This is a genomic window from Micromonospora craterilacus (genome assembly GCF_003236315.1).
GTDB classification, from domain to species: Bacteria; Actinomycetota; Actinomycetes; order Mycobacteriales; family Micromonosporaceae; genus Micromonospora; species Micromonospora craterilacus.
Map to the genome: position 1 here is coordinate 37293 of NZ_POTY01000003.1, position 17966 is coordinate 55258.

A 17966-nucleotide genomic window follows, 5' to 3' on the forward strand; every position below is an offset into this window, starting at 1 on the left:
GGTGTCCGGCTGTGCCCGAGGAGCAGAAGTGACCGATGAGCAGCGCCGCCAGGTGCGGATCGGCGTCAACGACGTGACGCGACGATCCGCCGGGCGCGGCCGGGGCACATCGCGTCCGGCACCGTGAGGCTGGCATGGCGACCAGCAAACTCTTCGGCCGCCACGCCGAGGTTGAGCAGCTGTCCGATTTCGTGACCGGCGTACGGAACCGCGGCGATGCGTGGCTGATCCGGGGTGAGCCCGGCGTAGGCAAGTCCTCCCTGATTGCCGCCGCGGCGGACCTCGCTGTCGCGGCGCAGATGCGACTGTTGCGGGCGTCCGGGTCGGAGTTCGAGGCCGACGTCAGTTACTCGTGCCTCAACCAGTTGCTCCTGCCGGTCCACGCCGATCTTGAGCGCCTTCCCCCCGGTCCGCGGGAGGCGCTGGCGGTGGCGCTCGGCTTTCGTGCCGGTCCGCCGCCGGACGCGCTGCTGGTCTGCAACGCCGCTCTGCTGCTGGTCAAGGCGGTCGCCGCCGATGTACCGGTGGTCCTGCTCGTCGACGACATCCAATGGATCGACCGGGCCAGTGCGGTCGTGCTCAGCTTCATCGCCCGTCGCCTGGACGGTTGCCGGGCCGGCCTGCTGGCGTCCGCCAGGACGGGAACGGCGAGCCTGCTTGATCCGCGGGGACTGACCGAGATCGTCGTCCCGCCGCTCGACGACGAGGCGGCCGGGCACCTGGTCGACGCCACCTTTCCGCAGCTGACACCTCGTATCCGGCAGCGGCTGCTGGACCTCGCCCAGGGCAATCCGCTGGCCTTGATGGAGTTGCCCTCGACGTTGGTGGGTGCTGTCCACCGTACGGCGGCGCGACCGGAAGTGGTTCCGCTCAGTGAGCGGCTGCAAGCGCTGTTCGCCGCACGTATCGCCGAGCTGCCGGAGCCGACCCGCCAGTTGCTGCTGCTGGCAACGTTCGAGGGCACCGGCGACATCCGGGTTCTGCGCGCCGTTCCCGACGATCAGCCTGGTCTTGCCGACCTCGCCCCGGCGGAACGGGCGCAACTTGTGCGGGTGGATGATGCCACCGCCCGGATCGCGTTCCGGCACCCGCTGATCCGATCGGCGATCGTGGCGATGTCCACCCATGAGGAGCGCCGCAACGCACACGTCGCCCTCGCCGACGCACTACGCGGGGACCAGGAACGCCGGGCCTGGCACCTGGCGGCGGCCGCCGTCGGACCGGACGAGGCGGTGGCGGAGCTGCTGGAGGACGCGGCACATCGCGTCATGCTCCGCGGGGACGCGTTCGCCGCCGTCGCGGCGCTGATCCGCGCCGCCGAGCTGAGCCTGACGAGTTCCGGCCGGGGCCGGCGCCTCGCCGAGGCCGCGTACATCGGTGCCGAGGCCAGCGGCGCCATCGACGACGCGAAGACGTTGCTGACCGATGCGCGCCGGGCCGCGCCGGACGGCACCGGTTCCCTGCACGCGGCCAACGCGGCGGCCTTCCTGATGCTCAACGGCGACGGTGACGTGAACACCGCGCACCGTCTCCTCGTCGGCGCCATCGAGACCGGCGACCACGGTTACCGGGCCGAGGATCCTGCGCTGATCGAGGCCATGCACACGTTGCTGCTGTTGTGCTGGTACGGCAGCGCCCCCGAGTACTGGGAGCCGTTCTACCAGGCGCTGGGCCGGCTGCAACCGCAGCCGCCCGAGGTCCTTGCCCTGGCGAGCAGGACCTTTCCTGACCCGGTGCGCACCGGGGCGTCGGCGCTGCCGCAGATCGACGCGATCCTCGACTCGCTGCCGGACGACGCCGATCCCACCCGGATCATGCGGATCGGCACGGCCTCGGTCTACCTGGATCGCCTGGCCGACTGCCGCGAGTCCTCCTGGCGGCTCGTACAGCACGGCCGGGACGGGGGGCCACCCCGGCGGCACCTCGGCGCCCTCATGCACCTGTGCCTGGACGACTACCTCGTCGGCCGCTGGGACGAGGCCGAGGAACTCGCGCGGGAGGGCCAGCGGGTCTGCGCTGAGGGCGGTTTCTCGTTCTTCGCGTGGTACTTCCGGTACAACCGGGCGATCATCACCGCCGGGCGGGGTCGCTTCGACGAGGCGTACGCCCTCGCCGACGAGATGAGCCACTGGGCACTTCCCCGTGGTGTGTCGGCGGCAGCATTGTTCGCCCATCATCCGCGTACCCTGGCCGCGCTGGGCCAAGGCGACTGGGATGCCGCCTTCCGCCATGCCGCCGCCATGAGCCCGCCCGGCGTGCTCGCCTCACATGTGCCGCACTGCACCTGGGTGATGTTCGACCTGGTTGAGGCGGCGGTCCGGACCGGGCGGATGGTCGAGGCCAGAGCGCACGTCGAGGCGATGCGGTCCGCCGATGTTGCCGCGCTGTCGACCCGGATGGCGCTCATCCTGGCGGGCGCGGAGGTCCTGGTCCTGGATGACGAGGCGGCGGCGACGCGGCTGGAGGAACTGCTGGCCACTCCGGCGGCGGAGCGGTGGCTGTTCGAGGCGTCCCGGATCCGGCTCGTCCTCGGCGAGAAGCTTCGCCGGGCCAGGTCGCCGTCCCATGCCCGCCGGCACCTGCTGGCCGCGCGGGACGGATTTGTGGCCATGGCCGCCACGCCGTGGCTCGAACGTACCCACGCCGAACTGCGCGCCACCAAGTACCGGCTCACCGACGTACCGTCTGATGGTCCGCTCGCCCTGACCGCGCAGGAACTCCAGATCGCGCAACTGGCGGCAACCGGTCTGACCAACAAGCAGATCGCCGAGCGCCTGTACCTGTCGCACCGCACCGTGGGTGCGCACCTGTACCGGATCTTTCCCAAGCTCGGCGTCGCCTCGCGTGCCGGACTCAGGGATGCCCTGTCGCCCGGCCCTGATCCCCGGTAGCCGGCGGGGGCCGGCGAGCGGCGGAGCACGGCGCACTGAGGTCGGCGGCCTGCGCCTCCTTCTCTTCGAGCAGCCGTTCCAACAGCCGTCGGGTGGTGGGATCGTCGTCGCCGACCCAGCGCACCGCCTCCTGCAATGTCTGGACGAGGATCCGCGCCCCGACCAGGTCCTGGGTCACGATGCCGGCGAGGTCGCCGTCGGGGAACGTCTGGAATGCCACCCGGGAGCGGCCGGCCAGGTGCTGCGGATCGTGGTCGGCGGCGAACCCGAGCTGCCGGATGCGCGCCGCAAGCAGCCGCGCACCCGCGCGGTCCCGGTCGGCACAGGCGTAGAGGAACTCCGCGATCGTCCGGTCCGCTGGTGCGCGGACGAGTAGCGCGTGCTGCTCGTGTTGCAGCGACGACACGACCAGGCTGGCCAGCAACACGTTCAGTAGCCCGGCCACCGCCGTCAGCTCGGCGCGGTTCGACGGTGTGACCGGCCCGTCGTCCAGGTCCAGCAGGGCCCGATCGCGAACCTCGCGCGTCCGTACTGCTGGTGGTGGCGGTCCGGCGGGTTCCCGCCCGGCATGCCTCGTCATGCATTCGATGGTCGAACGTCAGTCGCCGCCGTACATCTGTCAAACGACCTAACGCCCCTACCACCGCGGCCGGCGATCCGCCGCACCGGCCGGCACCTGGGCCGCGTGGCCGGAGCGGCTCGGCCTGGGTGCGAGCGGGGCCAACGGACCGGGCTGGCCGCCGGTGACGCCGTAGTCCGCTAAGCGCGTGTGGCAGCGACCCGCAAAGTCGCAGACAGATGACTGATGAGCGGGACCGGTCCGCGCCGAAGAGTGGAGCACACCCCCAGCCGAGTCGGCCCCCGCCGAGATCAGGCGAGCTCACCAGGATCAAGGAGACATACCACCATGACTGTCAACCACGGATTCCACGCCATCATGACCGCGCAGCCGGGCCGCGGTGACGAGCTGGTCGGCCTGCTGCTCGACGCGCCATCGCTGCCGAACGAGGACTGCGTCGTCTTCCTGGTCAGCCGCTCCAGCACCAACCCGGATGTCGTCTCCGTCGCCGAGGGCTGGACCAGCCGGGAGGCGCACGCCCGGTTCTTCGCCGCCGAGCAGGCGCAGGCATTCGTCGCGCGGCTCCAGCCGCTGCTGGCCGGCGAGTCGCACTACACCGACGCGGTCCCCATCGGCGGCAAGCCCACGTTCTGAGCATCCACCGCAACCACTGACGCCTCAGGAGCCGACCATGACCCTGACCCGACCCGGCATCGATCCCGAGCTGCGGACGCTGCTCGCGGACCTGCCCCTGTCATCCGAACTCAACCCCGAACTGCTCGCGCAGATCCGCCAGCTCCCCTCGACACCGGTGGACACCCTCCTCGAGCGTCGCGCCGTCGAGCGGCGCGAGGTCACCATTGCCCGCCCGGACGGCGCCCAGATTCCGGTGTCGATCTTCAGCCCGCAACGGACCGACGGCTTCACCGCGGCGCCGTGCGTCTACTGGCTGCACGGCGGCGGCATGGTTATGGGAGACCGCTTCTCCCAGATCGACATCCCGCTCGAATGGCTGGACCGCTTCGGCGCTGTGGTGGTCACGGTGGACTACCGGCTGGCACCGGAGGCCACCGGCACGACCCTGGTCGACGACTGCTACCACGGCCTGCTCTGGACCGCTGAGCACGCCGCCGCACTGGGCATCGACCCCGCCCGCCTGATCGTCGCCGGGATCAGCGCCGGTGGTGGCCTCGCCGCCGGCGTCACGCTGATGGCCCGCGACCGCGGCACCCCGGCGATCGCCGCCCAGGTTCTCATCTGCCCCATGCTCGACCACCGCAACACCACCACGTCGAGCCGGCAGTATTCAGGCGAACCGGGTGTGTGGACCCGCGAGATGAACGAGTTCGGATGGCGGTCGGTGCTCGGTGACCTTCAGGACGCCGACGTGCCCGACTACGTCTCACCCGGCACGGCCGAGGATCTCTCCGACCTGCCGCCCACCTACATCGACGCCGGTACGGCGGAGGTCTTCCGCGACGAGGACGTCGCCTACGCCACCCGCATCTGGGCCGCCGGTGGACAGGCCGAGCTGCACATCTGGGCCGGCGGCTTCCACGGCTTCGACGCCCTCTTCCCCCGCACCCGCGTCTCTGCGGCGGCCCGCCGCACCCGCAACAAATGGCTGACCCGGGTGTTGACCTCGCTCGACGCCAGCGAGCGCCACGCCGTCGGAACGAGCACCGCACCATGACCGCCCTCGCCGCGACCCAACCCAACCCGGCCGCCGCGCCGTCACCAGCGCCGGGCAACGACGACCGTGCCGCATTCCTGCGCGAGTTTCTTCGCGCCCCGTTCACCGTCGCCGCCCTCACCCCCAGCGGCCGGCCGCTGTCCGAGGCGGTCACCGCGACCGTGCCCCGCACCGGCGAGCCGCTGGTCGTGGAACTCGGCGCCGGCACCGGCGCGTTCACGGCGGCGATCCAGCAGCGGCTCACCGGCCGCGGGCGGCACCTGGCCATCGAGATCAACGCCCGGTTCGCCGAACGCCTGGTCGCTCGCTACCCCGGGGTCGACCTCGCCGTCGCCGATGCCCGCGGCCTGCGCGACATACTGACGCAACGCGGCCACGACCGCGCGGACGTGATCGTGAGCGGGCTGCCATGGGCCGCGTTCACGCCGGGCCGCCAGGACGACCTGCTCGACGCGGTGACCGACAGCCTGGCCCCGGACGGCGCGTTCACCACCTTCGCGTACGCGCACACGCGGTGGGCCCCGCCGGCCCTCCGGCTGCGGCGCATGCTGCGCGCGCGCTTCGAAGAGGTCGTGCCCAGCCGGACGTTGTGGGCCAACCTGCCACCGGCGTTCGTCTACTACTGCCGCAGGCCACGCACGCCACTCCCGACCTCCGCCAGTGGGTCGACGAACGAACGGGTGAGTCAACCATGAAGATCGCCATCGTCAGCGGCAGCAGCTCCGGGGTCGGACAGAGCACCGCCGTTCAAGTCGCTCGACGCGGGAACGGCGTGATCCTGACCTACCACGGCAACCAGGCCGGGGCATTGGAGACGGTCGCGATGATCGAGAAGGACGGCGGCGCGGCCGTCGCGCTGCCGCTGGACGTCGGCAACACCGCAGCCTTTCCGCCCTTTCGCGAGGCCGTCGCGGCGGCACTGCGCGACAGGTGGCAGCGAGACACCTTCGACTTCCTCGTCAACGCCTTCGAGCGCTTCCCCGAGGTGATCCCGGGCCTCGCGGCGAAGACCGCGCTCGGCCGGCTCGGCGAACCGGACGATATCGGCATGTTCATCGCGGCGCTGCTCTCCGAAGAATGCCGCTGGATCACCGCTCAGGACATCGAGGTCTCCGGCGGCTACAACCTCTGAGTGCTCCACCGGTCAGAGGCAGGGCGCGGCATCGCCCTGCCCCTGACCGGCAGCCGCCAGCACGCACACCTTTTATCTCTATATATAAAAGTTCCGCTACATCGATGGAAAGTGTTAGTGTCGGCCATCGAACTTTCGTGTTGCGAAACCGTACTAACTCGTCCAAAGAAGGAAGATGTGTCGCCCTTCACGGCCGGGTCCCCCGCCTAAAACAGGAGGAACCATGACCGCACCGAGCCGACGGCGCGGGCGCCGTCGCGCCGCGCTCGCGGCCGCGGGTGCCGCTCTGGCGACCCTGCTCGCCGCCGCCCCCGTCACCTCGGCCACGGCCGCACCCGTCACCGCCGACGTCCCGCCGCAGGAACCCGGCGTCACCCTGCGCTCGTACGACATGGGCGTTCCGCTGTCGGCACTGTGCACCCTCAAGCCCGCCCAGACGCCGAACGTCGACAAGCTCATGCCGCAGATCAACTGGACCACCACCGACGAGTTCGGCCTGTCCGACCGATTCATCAGCCACGTCATCGCCAACCTCGCCGTGCCGACCGACGGCGCCTACACGTTCCGGCTCACCAGCGACGACGGGTCCCGGCTCACGATCGACAATCAGCTCGTCGTCGACCACGACGGCCTGCACGCCGAGACCTCCCGGGAGGGATCGGTGACCCTGAGCGCCGGCCTGCACCCGTTGTTCGTCGAGTACTTCGAGAACGGCGGTGACCAGGTGCTGCGGCTCGAGTGGCGGCCCCCCGGCGCCGACGGGTTCTCGCTCGTGCCAACCGCCGCGCTGAGCACGGACGCCGGCGTCGTACGCGTCACCGCCCCCGGGTGGAAGTACTGCGAGGGCGCGGCCGACTCGGCCGGCGACGGCCTGCCGCTCGACCGGGTGCATCCGGGCTACACCCTCACCGACCTGCGTCCCGAGGGGTTCCAGCCGCAGGTCACCGGCATGGCCTTCACGCCCGGCGGCGACCTGGTGCTCTCGACCTGGGGCGGCACCGACAACGCGACCGGCGAGGTCTACGTGGTCAAGAGCGTCACCGGCCGGACCACCCCTGGGCAGGTGACCTACCGCAAGTTCGCGGAAGGGCTGCGCGAGCCTCAGGGAGTGGCGGTGGTCGACGGCACGGTCTACGTCACCCAGAAGCACGAGCTGACGGCCCTGCGCGACACCGACGGCGACGGCCGCGCGGACGACTACAAGACGGTGGCGACCTGGCCGTGGGGCGGCAACTTCCACGAGTTCGCGTTCGGCCTGCTCTACCGCGACGGGTACTTCCACCTCAACCTCTCGGTGGCCATCAACTACGGCGGCGCCACCACCGTGCCCCAGCCCGCGCCGAACCGTGGCACCTCGATCAAGGTGCACGCCAAGACCGGCAAGATCACCTACGTCGCCGGGGGGCTACGCACCCCCAACGGGATCGGGTGGGGGCCGCGTGGCGAGGTCCTCGTCACGGACAACCAGGGCGGCTGGCTGCCCGCCTCCAAGCTGGTCGAAATCCAGGACGGCGCGTTCTACAACCACTACACGACACCCACCGGCCCGTTCGACGACAAGCCGGTGACCCGGCCCATCGTCTGGATCCCGCAGAACGAGATCGGTAACTCGCCGTCCACACCGGTGCTGCTCAAGCAGGGCCCGTACGCGGGGCAGTTGGTCGTCGGCGACGTGACCTACGGCGGCCTGCAGCGCGTCTTCCTCGAGAAGATCGAAGGGCAGTACCAGGGTGCCGTGTTCCGGCACACGCAGGGCCTGGAGGCCGGCGTCAACGAGGTCACCCTCGGCCCCGACGGCGCGATCTATGTGGGTGGCCTGGGCGCCGGCGGCAACTGGGGCCAGGAGGGCAAACTCACCTACGGCCTGCAGAAGCTCACGCCCAACGGCACCTCGGTCTTCGACGTCAAGCAGATGCGCGCCTCGCATGTCGGATTCGAGCTGGAGTACACCAAGCCGCTGTCGGCCGAGACCGCACGGCAGCTCGCCGACGCGTACCAGGTGACGCAGTGGCGCTACGGCGCCACCAGCCAGTACGGCGGGCCCAAGCTCGAACTGGAGACGCTCACGGTGAGCAAGGCCGAGCTGTCGGGCGACCGCCGCACCGTCAAGCTGAAGATCCCGGGCCTGAAGGAGAGCCGCGTGGTGCACGTACGCTCCCCGCGTCCGTTCTCATCCGCTGACGGCGAGGAGCTGTGGAACACTGAGGCCTGGTACACGCTCAACGAGATCCCGGGCCGAGTGGTGCAGCCGCAGACGTTCTTCGAGGCCGAGGAGGGCCGAACGACTGCTGTCGGCATGGCCACCGACCACGCCGGCTACTCCGGCGCCGGCTTCGCCGCCGGTTTCGCCTCGGACGGCTCGTCGACCCGCATCTCCGTCGAGGTTCGCGAGGCCGGCACGTACGACCTGGCGATGCGCTACAGCAACGGCCCGAACCCCTACTCGGGTGAGAAGCAGCTGAGCCTGTACGTCAACGGTGCACGGATCGAGCAGACGGTCTTCCCCTCCACGGTGACCTGGAAGGAGTGGGGCACCGTCAGCACCACCGTGCGTCTGAACAAGGGCCGCAACCTGGTCGAGTACCGCAAGGAGGCCGCCGACTCCGGGCACGTCAACCTGGACGTGCTCGCCGTCCGGCCGCACGGCAAGCGGATCACGCTGTTCAACGGCGGTGACCTCACCGAGTGGCAACACACCGACGGACGCGAACCCGAGTGGGCGGTCGCCAACGGCGCCATGACGGTACGCAACGGGGACCTGCGCACCATGCAGGCCTTCGGCGACTTCCGCCTGCACGTCGAGTTCAACCTGCCGCTCTACCCGCCGGACGTGACCGGCCAGGCACGGGCCAACAGCGGCGTGTACCTGCAGGACCGCTACGAGATCCAGGTACTGGACTCGTTCGGCGTCGACCCGCCGCAGACCAACGACGCCGCGGCCATCTACCAGCAGAAGGCCCCCGACGTGAACGCGGCGCGGCCGCCGCAGACCTGGCAGACCTACGACATCGTCTACCGGCAGGCCCGCTACGACGCCGCCGGCAACAGGGTCGAGAAGCCGCGCGTCACCCTCGTCTGGAACGGCGTCACGGTGCACGACGACGTCGAGATCCAGGGCCCGACCGGCGGCAGCCGGCCCGAGGGTCCGGCGACGGGCGCGATCCGGCTACAGGACCACGGCGACCCGGTCCAGTACCGCAACATCTGGATCGAGCCGCTTGACCCGTAGTTTCGCCAGTGGCCAGCACGCGGACGGCCGGGACCGGGTTCGCCCGGCCCGGCCGCCCGCATGGCGGCCGCCCCAGCGCCCGGCGCGTCACCAGCCCCGCAATGACAACGAGTCGCCTCTCGCGATCGCCGCCAGCCCTTCCGCCACGTAGTCGGCGAGGTCCGACGGCAGCGCCGAAGCCTCCACCCAGCACAGCTCGCTGCATTTGCCGGGCTCGGCGATGAACGGCTCGCCGCTCCAGCGCTCCACGGCGAAGAACAGGTGGAAGTACTCACGATCTCCGGGATGCTCCGGCGCGGAGTGCATGAGCAGGGCAAGACGACAGCGCTGCGGATCAGCCTCGATCCCGAGTTCCTCCCGCAGTTCCCGCACGAGACCCGTGACGGCATCTTCACCGCCGTCGAGATGCCCGGCCGGCAGGCTGAGCTGACCGTCGCGGTAGCCGGTCGCCGAACGGCGGATAAGAAGTACCCTCCCCCGGTCCTGGAGAATGCCGTAGACGGCAGCGGCGACGCGAAAGGGTTCGGCGGGCACAGCCAGACCCTATGCCCGCCCGCATCGGCCCGCCGCACCCCGTCGACCACGGGTCCCAGCGCAACGTCGACCGGTCGGCGGATACGGTGGGGCGGCGATCGGTGACACGCGGGGCAACCCGGGACGGGAGACGCTTGAAATGATCTTCATCACCGCGAAGTTCCGGGTGCTGCCCGAGCACGCCGACCGGTGGCCGGAGATCGCCGCCGACTTCACCCGGGCCGCCCGCGCCGAGCCGGGGTGCCTGTGGTTCGACTGGTCCCGCAGCGTCGACGACCCGACGGAGTACGTGCTGGTCGAGGCGTTCCGCGACGGTGACGCCGGTGCGGCGCACGTGCAGTCCGAGCACTTCAAGCAGGCGCAGCAGAGTCTGCCGCCGCACCTCGCCGAGACGCCGCGCATCGTCAACTTCACGGTGCCGCAGGACGACTGGTCCGAACTCGGCGAGATGGCCGTCCCCGGCCGCTGACCACTACCGGTACCAGGCCGGACGGGCGAGATCTGCTCGGCGCATCCACCCCGCTCGTTATGGTCGGATGTCCAGGGCCCCGATCAGGCCGTCGCGGATGGTGAAGCGGTGCCGCAGCCGGACCGGGCTGCCCGGGAAGGTGCCCGTGATCAGGGTGGTCACCACGAAGTTGCCGCCGGCCTCCTCCTCGACCTGCTCCGGTACGGCGTCGTAGGCGAACTCGGCGGCGGTCCGCTCGCGCCAGGCGCGGATCGCCGCCGGTCCCTCGTACGTCTGGTCCTCGTCGGCGACGATCGCGTTGTCGGCGAAACAGGCGACGAAGGCGTCGATGTCCGTTTCGCCGATCACCCGGTAGTAGCGGTCGATCACGTCGGGAACCGTGGCCGTCATGTGCCATCTCCTCGATCGGGACGCACGGGCGCGTCGCGGGTCGTCGCGCCTGGGTTACCACGAATGCGCCCCGATAGGCATCTGCTCAGTCGAAGTCGGCCGGGCTGAACTCCCGCGGCTCCACCAGCACCAGCCAGTTGCCGGAGTTGTCGCGGGCCACGGCCTCCACCCCGTACGGGCGCTCCTCCGGCTCCTGGAGGAACTCGACCCCCTTGGCCCGCAGCTCGTCGTACGTCTTGCGGCAGTCGTCGACGCCCAGGCCGACGCCGAAGAGGCTGCCCTCGTCCTGCGCCCGGCGGAACATGCCGGCCACCTCCGGCGACAGCGGCGGCCCCGGCACGGTCAGGTTCACCTGTAGTTCGGGCTGGCTGGGGTGCTTCACGGTGCACCACCGGTAGGAGCCGTCACCGATGGTGACATCGGTGTGTTCGGCGAACCCGAGCACGTCGATGTAGAAGGCCTTGGCGGCGTCGATGTCCTTGACGAAGACGCTGGTGATGGAGACGTTGGTAATCATGCGGCCAGGCTAGGCAGGGCCGGGGGCGTCCGGCTTCTCCTATCGTGCGACGTCACCCGCGCCGCTCGGCGAGCCCCCACATGAACACGAAGCAGCCCGGGATCCGCGGCGCCCCGGTGCTCGCCCAGCGGCGCTGGAACTCGCTGGGCGTCTCGCCGACGAGTTCGGAGAACCGGCTGCTGAAGGAGCCGAGGCTGGCGAACCCGACGGCGTGGCAGACCTCGGTCACCGTGAGGTTGGTGGCCCGCAGCAGGTCCTGGGCCCGTTCGATGCGCCGCTGGGACAGGTACGCCGCCGGCGACCGGCCGTACGTGGCGGTGAACAGCCGCTGGAAGTGGTGCTTGCTGATGCCGGCGACCGCCGCGACGGCCGCGAGATCCAGCGCCTCGGTGTAGTGGCGGTCCATGTGGTCGCGGGCCCGTCGCAGGTGCACCAAGAGGTCACCCGGGACCCGGAGGGGTGGAGGGCTCATCACCGTCGAGCCTAGGCACCAGATCGACGCCGGACGCCGTAACACCCAGTATCCGTAACGGACGGGCCTGGTCGGGCGCTCTCTACCAGTGTAGACAGGATCCTGATCATGATGGCCGGGCCGGGCCTTTCCCGGGCGCCGTGGTCTGACTCAGAGGAAGGGGGCCTGGTGCGGGTCGAACTGCAACGCATCGTCGATGCCGTCGCCGCCCATGCCGGCCGTCCCGCCCTGATCGAGGACCGACGGCAACGCGTCGTCGTCTACAGCGAACAGACCGGCACGGTGGACGAGGTCCGCCGGGCCTCGATCCTGCGCCGGCAGACCGTCCCCGAGGTGATCGCCTGGCTCCGCGACTTCGGCATCGCCGACGCCCGGGCGGCGGTGCGTACGCCGGCCTGCCCGGAGCTGGACCTGCTGCCCCGGCTGTGCGTGCCGGTGCGCCACCACGACCTGCTGCTCGGGTTCGTCTGGTTCATCGATCCCGACGGCACCATGGCCGACGTCGACCTGGCGGCGACCGGGCTGCTCAAGGAGCTGTCCCTGGCCCTGTACCGGGAGAACCTGCTCGGCGAACTGGCCGCGCAGAGCGAGGCCGAGGCGGCGTGGACGCTGCTCGCCGACAGCCCGGACACCCGCGACCAGGCGGTCCGGGCGCTGCTGGAGGCGGGGATGATCGCCGCCGACGGGCCGCGGATCGCGCTCGTCGCCCGGCTCGTCGCGCCCCGGCAGCGGCAGCCGGACGAGCGGGCCCGGATCGCGCTGGAGCAGTCGCTGGTGGCGGCCCGACGGCGGGCCGGCACCCGGGAGGCGCTGCACCTGGTCCGGCACGACCACGGGGTGCTGCTGCTGCCCGCCGAACCGTCGGCCGGCCGGCCCACCCCGGAGGTCGCCGCCCGGCATCTCGACGACGACCTGCAACACGTCACCCGCAGCCTCGGCTCGGTGGAACGGACCGTGGTCGGGGTCGGCCGGACCAGGCCACGCCTGGCCGACGTCGTCGAGTCGTACGGCGAGGCGCTGCACGCCGCGCGGATCGGCGCGCAACTGCCGACGCTGGGCCGGGTGGTGCTCTGGTCCGGCCTGGGCATCTACCGCGTGCTGGCCCGGCTCGGCGAGCAGCAGCTCACGGTGGCCGACGTCCACCCGGGGCTGGCGCGGCTGCTGCCCGTACCGGGTAACCAGGCGCTGCTGGCGACGCTGGAACGGTACCTGGACCTGGCGGGCAACGCCCACGCCACCGCGGCCGAGCTGCGGCTGCACCGCACCACGCTCTACTACCGCCTGCAACGCATCGAGGAACTCGCCGGCACCGACCTCAAGGACGGCGCCGAGCGGCTCTGCCTGCACCTGGCGTTGAAGCTGGCCCGGTTGACCGGCCATCACCGACCGGAGGGGTGACCGGCTCCGACAGGCGTAGCAGACCGGAACGAAGATCTTCGACAGGTGCCCGATGACCGGGCGGTACGGCGGTCCATAGGTTCGGCGGGGCCCGAGCATTCGGGCCGTCACCGGATTGGGGGTAGTGCGTGGTCGGGCGCTGGCTCGGGCGGTACGTCCTGCCCGCCCTCGTCGCGGCGCTCTTCGTCGCCCCGCTGTGGTTCATGGTGGTCGGCTCGCTGCGGCCGACCGGTTCCCCGCCGCCCCGCACGCTGGAGCTGTGGCCGGCGGAACCCACCACGGCCGCGTACGCCCGCCTGCCGGAGCTGGTCCCGCTGTTCCGCTATCTGGCGAACTCCGCGCTGGTGGTGGCGCTGGCCGTGCCGCTGACCGTGCTGGTCGCCTCGCTGACCGGGTTCGGGCTGCGGCTGTTGTCCCGGCCCGCACGGCGGCGCGCACTGATCGGGCTGCTGGTGCTGCTGCTGGTGCCGGTCACCGCCGTGTGGGCGACCCGGTTCGAGGTGTTCCGGCTGGCCGGGGTCGTCGACACGTACCTGCCGCTGCTGGCACCGGCGGCCCTCGCTGTCAGCCCGTTCCTGGTCCTGCTGTACGCGTGGAGCTTCGGCGGCGTGCCGGACAGCCAGTTGCAGGCGGCCCGGCTGGAGGGTGCCGGATGGCTCACCATCTGGCGGCGGCTGGCGCTGCCGCAGGTCAAGCCGGCGACGCTCGCGGTCGCGGTGCTGGCCTTCACCTTCCACTGGGCCAACTTCATCGACCCGCTGCTCTACCTGACCAGCGGTGACCGTTACACCTGGCCCCTCGGGCTCCGCTTCCTCCTGCTGCTCAACCCGACCGACTGGCCGCTGCTGATGGCCGGCAGCGTGGTCGCCACCGCGCCGTGCGTGCTGGTGTTCCTGCTGGCCCAGCGGGTCCTGCTGGCCGACGACCCGTTGGCGGCGCTTCGATCGAAAGGACGACCATGACCCCGACCTGGCGGCGCGCCTGCGCGGCCCTGCTCACCGTCGCACTCGCCACCGCCGGTTGCACCTCCGGTGACGGGAAGGCGGACCGACCCGGCATCACGGTGGTGCTGTTCGGCGACGCCGAGGAGGTCGCGGGCTACCGCAGCCTGGTCGACGGCTTCACCGACGCCAACCCGGACATGGATGTCACCCTGTCCCCGGTGGCCACCCAGGACGAGCTGATGGCGCGGCTCACCACCTCGTTCGCCGGGGGCCAACCGCCGGACGTGTTCCTGATGAACTACCGCCGGTACGGGCAGTTCGCCGGGCAGGGCGCGATCGAGCCGGCGCAGTCGTACCTGGACGCCAGCAGCGCGATCAAGGAAAGCGACTTCAGCCCGCGCGCGTTGGACGCGTTCCGGTTCGACGGTCAGAAACTGACCTGCCTGCCGCAGAACCTGTCCTCGCTGGTCGTCTACTACAACGCCGACCTGTTCCAGGCCGCCGGCGTCGCCACGCCGGCACCCGGCTGGTCCTGGGACGACTTCCTGGCCGCCGGGAAGGCGCTGACCGGCGACGGCCGGTACGGGATCGGCGTGGAGGCGTCCATCGCCCGGCTCGCGCCGTTCGTCTGGTCCAACCGTGGTGAGCTGGTCGACGACGAGAACCGGCCGACCACGCTGACCCTGCGCGCGGACCCGGCCGCCCGCGAGGCCGTCGACTGGTTCCTCGACCTGCAACTGCGCCACCGGGTCGTGCCGCCGGACGCGGAGGAGCAGAGCGAGTCGAGCGAGGCCCGCTTCCTGCGCGGCACCCTCGGCATGTACCTGAGCAGCCGGGTCGCCGTGCCCACCCTGCGGACCATCACCGGGTTCACCTGGGACGTCGCGTCGCTGCCGGTCGCACCGGGCGGGGTGCCGGCGTCGATCCTGCACAGCGACGCGTACTGCATGAGCGCCGGTCTGCCCGACCACCGGCCGGCGTGGCGGTTCATCGAGTACGCGATGGGTGCCAGCGGGCAGCAGACGCTCGCCGAGTCGGGCCGGACCGTCCCGTCCCGGCTGGACGTGGCCGGCTCGCCGGCGTTCCTGGACCCGGCCAAGCCGCCGCGCTCGTCGCAGGTCTTCCTCGACGCCGAACCGCACCTGCGCGCCACCCCACGCACCGCCACCTGGGCCCGGGTCGAGAAGGAGGCGAACAAGCTGCTGGAGGAGGTGTTCTACGGCCGGGTCGACCGGGAGGAGGGACTGCGCCAGCTGGAGGAGACCGTCCGTCCACTGTTTACGCCGGCGGGCAAGTGAACGAGCCTCGAGGCACCATCCGGCTGGCGGCGCTGACCCGGTCGTACGGCCGGACCACCGCCGTCGACGGCGTCGACCTGGACGTGTCGGCCGGGGAGCTGATCACCCTGGTCGGGCCGTCCGGGTCGGGCAAGTCGACGATCCTGCGGCTGATCGCCGGGCTGGACCGCCCCGACGGCGGCCGGGTCCTGGTCGACGGCGCCGACGTCGCCGGGGTGCCGCCGCACCGCCGCGCGGTGGCGATGGTCTTCCAGGACTACGCGCTGTTCCCGCACCTCACCGTGCTGAGCAACCTCACCTTCGGGCTGCGGGTACGCCGGGTGCGGCGGGCCGAGGCCGACCGGCGGGCCCGCGCCGCCGCCGACCGGCTCGGCATCGGCGACCTGCTGGACCGCTACCCCGACCAGATGTCCGGCGGCCAGCGCCAGCGGGTGGCGCTGGCCCGGGCGCTGCTCCGCGACCCCAGCGTCTACCTGCTCGACGAGCCCCTCGCCAGCCTGGACGCGCCGCTGCGTTTCGCCACCCGGGCGGATCTGCTCGCCCTGCACCGGGAGCTGCGCACCACCACCATCCACGTCACGCACGACCAGCACGAGGCGATGACCCTCGGCGACCGGGTGGTCGTCCTCGCCGACGGGCGGGTACGCCAGGTCGGCCCACCCCAGCAGGTGTACGACGAGCCGGCCGACACGTTCGTCGCCGGGTTCCTCGGCAGCCCGCCGATGAACCTGGTTCCCGGCGGTGGAGTGCTCGGCGGCGATCCGGCGCTGACGCTCGGCGTACGCCCGGAGGACCTGACGCGCGACGACGCGGGGCCGATCACCGCGACCGTCGAGGCGGTGGAGGCGCTGGGCAGCGAGGCGATCCTGCTGACCCGCTGCCCGGACCGCACCCGGTTGATCGTCCGCACCGGTCCCCGCCCCGGTGTCGCCCCCGGCGACGAGGTACGGCTGCGCGCCGACCGGCTGCACCAGTTCGACGCGGCCACCGGGCGGCGCCGGTGAGCCGCCCCCGTTCACCGCTGACCGGCTGGGCGTTCCTCGCCCCGTACGCGATCGCGGTGGCCGTGCTGGTCGCGGTGCCGGTGCTGCTCAACGTGGGGTACGCGTTCACCGACCACACCGGACTGACCCGCGACCCGCAGTTCGTCGGGCTGGCCAACGTCCGCCGACTGCTCGACGACCGGTTCCTGCTGGACAGCCTGGAGGCGTCGCTGTTCCACGTGGCGCTGGCCGTACCGGTGCGGTTCCTCGCCGCGGTGGGGCTCGGCCTGCTGCTCGCCGCCCCGCGTCCCGGCGGGCGCTGGTTCCGCACCGCCGTCTACCTGCCCACGGTCATCCCGGACGTGGCGCTCGCGGTGCTGTTCCTGTGGGTGCTCAACCCGTTGTACGGGCCGCTGAACCAGTTCCTGGGGCTGTTCGGGCACGCCGGGTACAACTGGCTCGCCGACCCGACCACCGCGCGGATCGGCGTGGTGCTGATGCTCGCGTTCCCGATCGGCGAGGGGTTCATCGTGGTCCTCGCCGCCCGCCGGCTGCTCGACGGCCGGCTGTACGAGGCGGCGGCGCTGGAGGGCTGCGGGCCGTTCGGGCAGTTGCGCCGGCTCACCCTGCCGCTGCTGGCACCGGTGCTGGTGCTGCTGGCGGTGCGGGACATCATCCTCACCCTGCAGGTCAACTTCGTGCCGGCGTACGTGCTCACCGACGGCCGGCCGGCCAACGCCACCCTGTACCTGCCGGTCTACATCTTCGACCAGGTCTTCGAGTTCTCCGGCTTCGCGTACGGCTCGCTGGTGACGATCCTGCTGATGCTGATCACCGCTGTGATCATCACCGGGCTGCTGATCGCCGTCCGACGGTGGCGGGTGCTGCGATGAAGTGGCATCCTGCTGCGGTGAGATTCCGGGCCTTCGTCGCCGCCGTCGCCGTGCTCCCGCTGTTGGCCGCCTGCGGCGGCGGTACGCCGTCAGCGACCGGCGGCCCCCGGGACATGCTGGCGAACCTGCCCAGCTGCGACCGGGTGCCGCTGGACCAGGATCCGGAGGTTGCCGCCGACGTGCCGGGGCTGATGCTGCCCGACGGCGCCCGGGTCACCAGTGTGGTCGAGCAGGGTGTGCTGACCAGTGTGGAGGCCACTGTCCGGATGTCCCCGTTGGACGTACGCGCGCACTACGAGCAGCGCACCGACATCGACCTGCTGCGGGTCGAGGACGAGATCTTCGAGACCGAGGTGCTGGCCAGGGCGCAGGACCGGCGGATGTATCTGCGGGCCGGGGCGCTGTGCGCGGACGCCACCACGCTGACCGTCATGGTCGGTCCGGACTCCGAAGAGGCCGGGCTGCCCGAGTTCCGTTCGGGCTGACCTCGACATCTGTCCTAACTGGGCGGCAGCTTTCCCGACAGCTGCCCGGTGACGTTCGCCGATGCGGTGTCTAGCGTGC

General features: G+C 71.3%; 18 protein-coding genes. 13 read left to right on the forward strand and 5 right to left on the reverse strand.

The annotated features are described in order from the left end of the window. Window positions 1-134: 134 nt before the first annotated feature. Window positions 135-2891 carry an ATP-binding protein gene (locus C1I95_RS01055; protein WP_111211839.1) on the forward strand — a complete coding sequence of 919 codons (2757 nt, stop codon included), beginning with the start codon at window positions 135-137 and terminating at the stop codon, window positions 2889-2891. On the opposite strand, the gene C1I95_RS01060 is transcribed toward C1I95_RS01055, so the two are convergent. Further along, entirely contained in the window at window positions 2854-3471 is a 618-nt protein-coding gene (locus C1I95_RS01060; protein WP_111211840.1) for a ferritin-like domain-containing protein, read from the reverse strand. The two genes, C1I95_RS01055 and C1I95_RS01060, sit on opposite strands and share 38 nt — an antisense overlap. A gap of 327 nt (window positions 3472-3798) precedes the next feature. On the opposite strand from C1I95_RS01060, the gene C1I95_RS01065 reads away from it, so the two are divergent. From C1I95_RS01065 to C1I95_RS01085, 5 genes are all read left to right on the forward strand, one after another. Further along, a complete protein-coding gene (locus tag C1I95_RS01065; RefSeq protein ID WP_111211841.1) occupies window positions 3799-4104 on the forward strand; it encodes a putative quinol monooxygenase in 306 nt (101 codons plus the stop codon). Window positions 4105-4141: 37 nt separating this feature from the next. Beyond that, a complete protein-coding gene (locus C1I95_RS01070) occupies window positions 4142-5143 on the forward strand; it encodes an alpha/beta hydrolase (RefSeq protein WP_111211842.1) in 1002 nt (333 codons plus the stop codon). After that, window positions 5140-5838 carry a class I SAM-dependent methyltransferase gene (locus C1I95_RS01075; protein ID WP_111211843.1) on the forward strand — a complete coding sequence of 233 codons (699 nt, stop codon included), beginning with the start codon at window positions 5140-5142 and terminating at the stop codon, window positions 5836-5838. The genes C1I95_RS01070 and C1I95_RS01075 overlap by 4 nt, the downstream gene beginning before the upstream one ends. Then, window positions 5835-6275 (forward strand): SDR family oxidoreductase, encoded by a 441-nt coding sequence (locus C1I95_RS01080; protein ID WP_111211844.1) that lies wholly within the window; start codon window positions 5835-5837, stop codon window positions 6273-6275. Before C1I95_RS01075 ends, C1I95_RS01080 begins: the two co-directional genes overlap by 4 nt. A 223-nt stretch (window positions 6276-6498) precedes the next feature. Then, window positions 6499-9504 (forward strand): 3-keto-alpha-glucoside-1,2-lyase-like domain-containing protein, encoded by a 3006-nt coding sequence (locus C1I95_RS01085; protein WP_111211845.1) that lies wholly within the window; start codon window positions 6499-6501, stop codon window positions 9502-9504. 87 nt (window positions 9505-9591) lie between these two features. Here the strand turns inward: C1I95_RS01085 and C1I95_RS01090 are convergent, their stop codons facing one another. Next, on the reverse strand, window positions 9592-10038 hold the full coding sequence (locus C1I95_RS01090) for an NUDIX hydrolase (RefSeq protein ID WP_199523539.1): 447 nt from the start codon (window positions 10036-10038) through the stop codon (window positions 9592-9594). A 139-nt stretch (window positions 10039-10177) separates the two neighbouring features. Here C1I95_RS01090 and C1I95_RS01095 point away from each other — a divergent pair, with 139 nt between their 5' ends. Next, the gene (locus C1I95_RS01095) at window positions 10178-10507 is read left to right on the forward strand and encodes a putative quinol monooxygenase (RefSeq protein ID WP_111211847.1); all 330 of its coding nucleotides are present in this window, start codon (window positions 10178-10180) and stop codon (window positions 10505-10507) included. Window positions 10508-10564: 57 nt separating this feature from the next. On the opposite strand, the gene C1I95_RS01100 is transcribed toward C1I95_RS01095, so the two are convergent. The 3 genes from C1I95_RS01100 to C1I95_RS01110 all read right to left on the reverse strand — a co-directional run bounded on the left by C1I95_RS01100 (window position 10565) and on the right by C1I95_RS01110 (window position 11886). Next, a complete protein-coding gene (locus C1I95_RS01100; RefSeq protein WP_111211848.1) occupies window positions 10565-10897 on the reverse strand; it encodes a nuclear transport factor 2 family protein in 333 nt (110 codons plus the stop codon). 85 nt (window positions 10898-10982) lie between these two features. Continuing rightward, window positions 10983-11414: a VOC family protein gene (locus tag C1I95_RS01105; protein ID WP_111211849.1), complete on the reverse strand. Its 432-nt coding sequence runs from the start codon at window positions 11412-11414 to the stop codon at window positions 10983-10985. A 52-nt stretch (window positions 11415-11466) separates the two neighbouring features. Then, window positions 11467-11886: a helix-turn-helix transcriptional regulator gene (locus C1I95_RS01110; RefSeq protein WP_111211850.1), complete on the reverse strand. Its 420-nt coding sequence runs from the start codon at window positions 11884-11886 to the stop codon at window positions 11467-11469. 168 nt (window positions 11887-12054) lie between these two features. On the opposite strand from C1I95_RS01110, the gene C1I95_RS01115 reads away from it, so the two are divergent. The 6 genes from C1I95_RS01115 (at window position 12055) to C1I95_RS01140 (ending at window position 17887) form a co-directional block, all read left to right on the forward strand. Continuing rightward, a complete protein-coding gene (locus C1I95_RS01115) occupies window positions 12055-13284 on the forward strand; it encodes a PucR family transcriptional regulator (RefSeq protein WP_111211851.1) in 1230 nt (409 codons plus the stop codon). Window positions 13285-13412: 128 nt separating this feature from the next. Next, window positions 13413-14246, forward strand: coding sequence for a carbohydrate ABC transporter permease (locus tag C1I95_RS01120; protein ID WP_111211852.1), 834 nt, complete (start codon window positions 13413-13415; stop codon window positions 14244-14246). Then, on the forward strand, window positions 14243-15526 hold the full coding sequence (locus C1I95_RS01125; RefSeq protein WP_111211853.1) for an ABC transporter substrate-binding protein: 1284 nt from the start codon (window positions 14243-14245) through the stop codon (window positions 15524-15526). Before C1I95_RS01120 ends, C1I95_RS01125 begins: the two co-directional genes overlap by 4 nt. Continuing rightward, window positions 15523-16530, forward strand: a complete 1008-nt coding sequence (locus tag C1I95_RS01130; RefSeq protein ID WP_111211854.1) for an ABC transporter ATP-binding protein — start codon at window positions 15523-15525, stop codon at window positions 16528-16530. The genes C1I95_RS01125 and C1I95_RS01130 overlap by 4 nt, the downstream gene beginning before the upstream one ends. Then, on the forward strand, window positions 16527-17402 hold the full coding sequence (locus C1I95_RS01135) for a carbohydrate ABC transporter permease (protein WP_111211855.1): 876 nt from the start codon (window positions 16527-16529) through the stop codon (window positions 17400-17402). Before C1I95_RS01130 ends, C1I95_RS01135 begins: the two co-directional genes overlap by 4 nt. A 17-nt stretch (window positions 17403-17419) precedes the next feature. Beyond that, a complete protein-coding gene (locus C1I95_RS01140) occupies window positions 17420-17887 on the forward strand; it encodes a hypothetical protein (RefSeq protein WP_111211856.1) in 468 nt (155 codons plus the stop codon). Window positions 17888-17966 lie beyond the last annotated feature (79 nt).

What these genes read in the sequence shown, in the direction of transcription:
- C1I95_RS01055 (WP_111211839.1), top strand. Translation starts at nt 135, where the DNA reads ATGGCGACCAGCAAACTCTTCGGCCGCCACGCCGAGGTTGAGCAGCTG.
- C1I95_RS01060 (WP_111211840.1), bottom strand. Translation starts at nt 3,471, where the DNA reads ATGACGAGGCATGCCGGGCGGGAACCCGCCGGACCGCCACCACCAGCA.
- C1I95_RS01075 (WP_111211843.1), top strand. Translation starts at nt 5,140, where the DNA reads ATGACCGCCCTCGCCGCGACCCAACCCAACCCGGCCGCCGCGCCGTCA.
- C1I95_RS01095 (WP_111211847.1), top strand. Translation starts at nt 10,178, where the DNA reads ATGATCTTCATCACCGCGAAGTTCCGGGTGCTGCCCGAGCACGCCGAC.
- C1I95_RS01110 (WP_111211850.1), bottom strand. Translation starts at nt 11,886, where the DNA reads ATGAGCCCTCCACCCCTCCGGGTCCCGGGTGACCTCTTGGTGCACCTG.
- C1I95_RS01125 (WP_111211853.1), top strand. Translation starts at nt 14,243, where the DNA reads ATGACCCCGACCTGGCGGCGCGCCTGCGCGGCCCTGCTCACCGTCGCA.
- C1I95_RS01100 (WP_111211848.1), bottom strand. Translation starts at nt 10,897, where the DNA reads ATGACGGCCACGGTTCCCGACGTGATCGACCGCTACTACCGGGTGATC.
- C1I95_RS01085 (WP_111211845.1), top strand. Translation starts at nt 6,499, where the DNA reads ATGACCGCACCGAGCCGACGGCGCGGGCGCCGTCGCGCCGCGCTCGCG.
- C1I95_RS01080 (WP_111211844.1), top strand. Translation starts at nt 5,835, where the DNA reads ATGAAGATCGCCATCGTCAGCGGCAGCAGCTCCGGGGTCGGACAGAGC.
- C1I95_RS01070 (WP_111211842.1), top strand. Translation starts at nt 4,142, where the DNA reads ATGACCCTGACCCGACCCGGCATCGATCCCGAGCTGCGGACGCTGCTC.
- C1I95_RS01105 (WP_111211849.1), bottom strand. Translation starts at nt 11,414, where the DNA reads ATGATTACCAACGTCTCCATCACCAGCGTCTTCGTCAAGGACATCGAC.
- C1I95_RS01065 (WP_111211841.1), top strand. Translation starts at nt 3,799, where the DNA reads ATGACTGTCAACCACGGATTCCACGCCATCATGACCGCGCAGCCGGGC.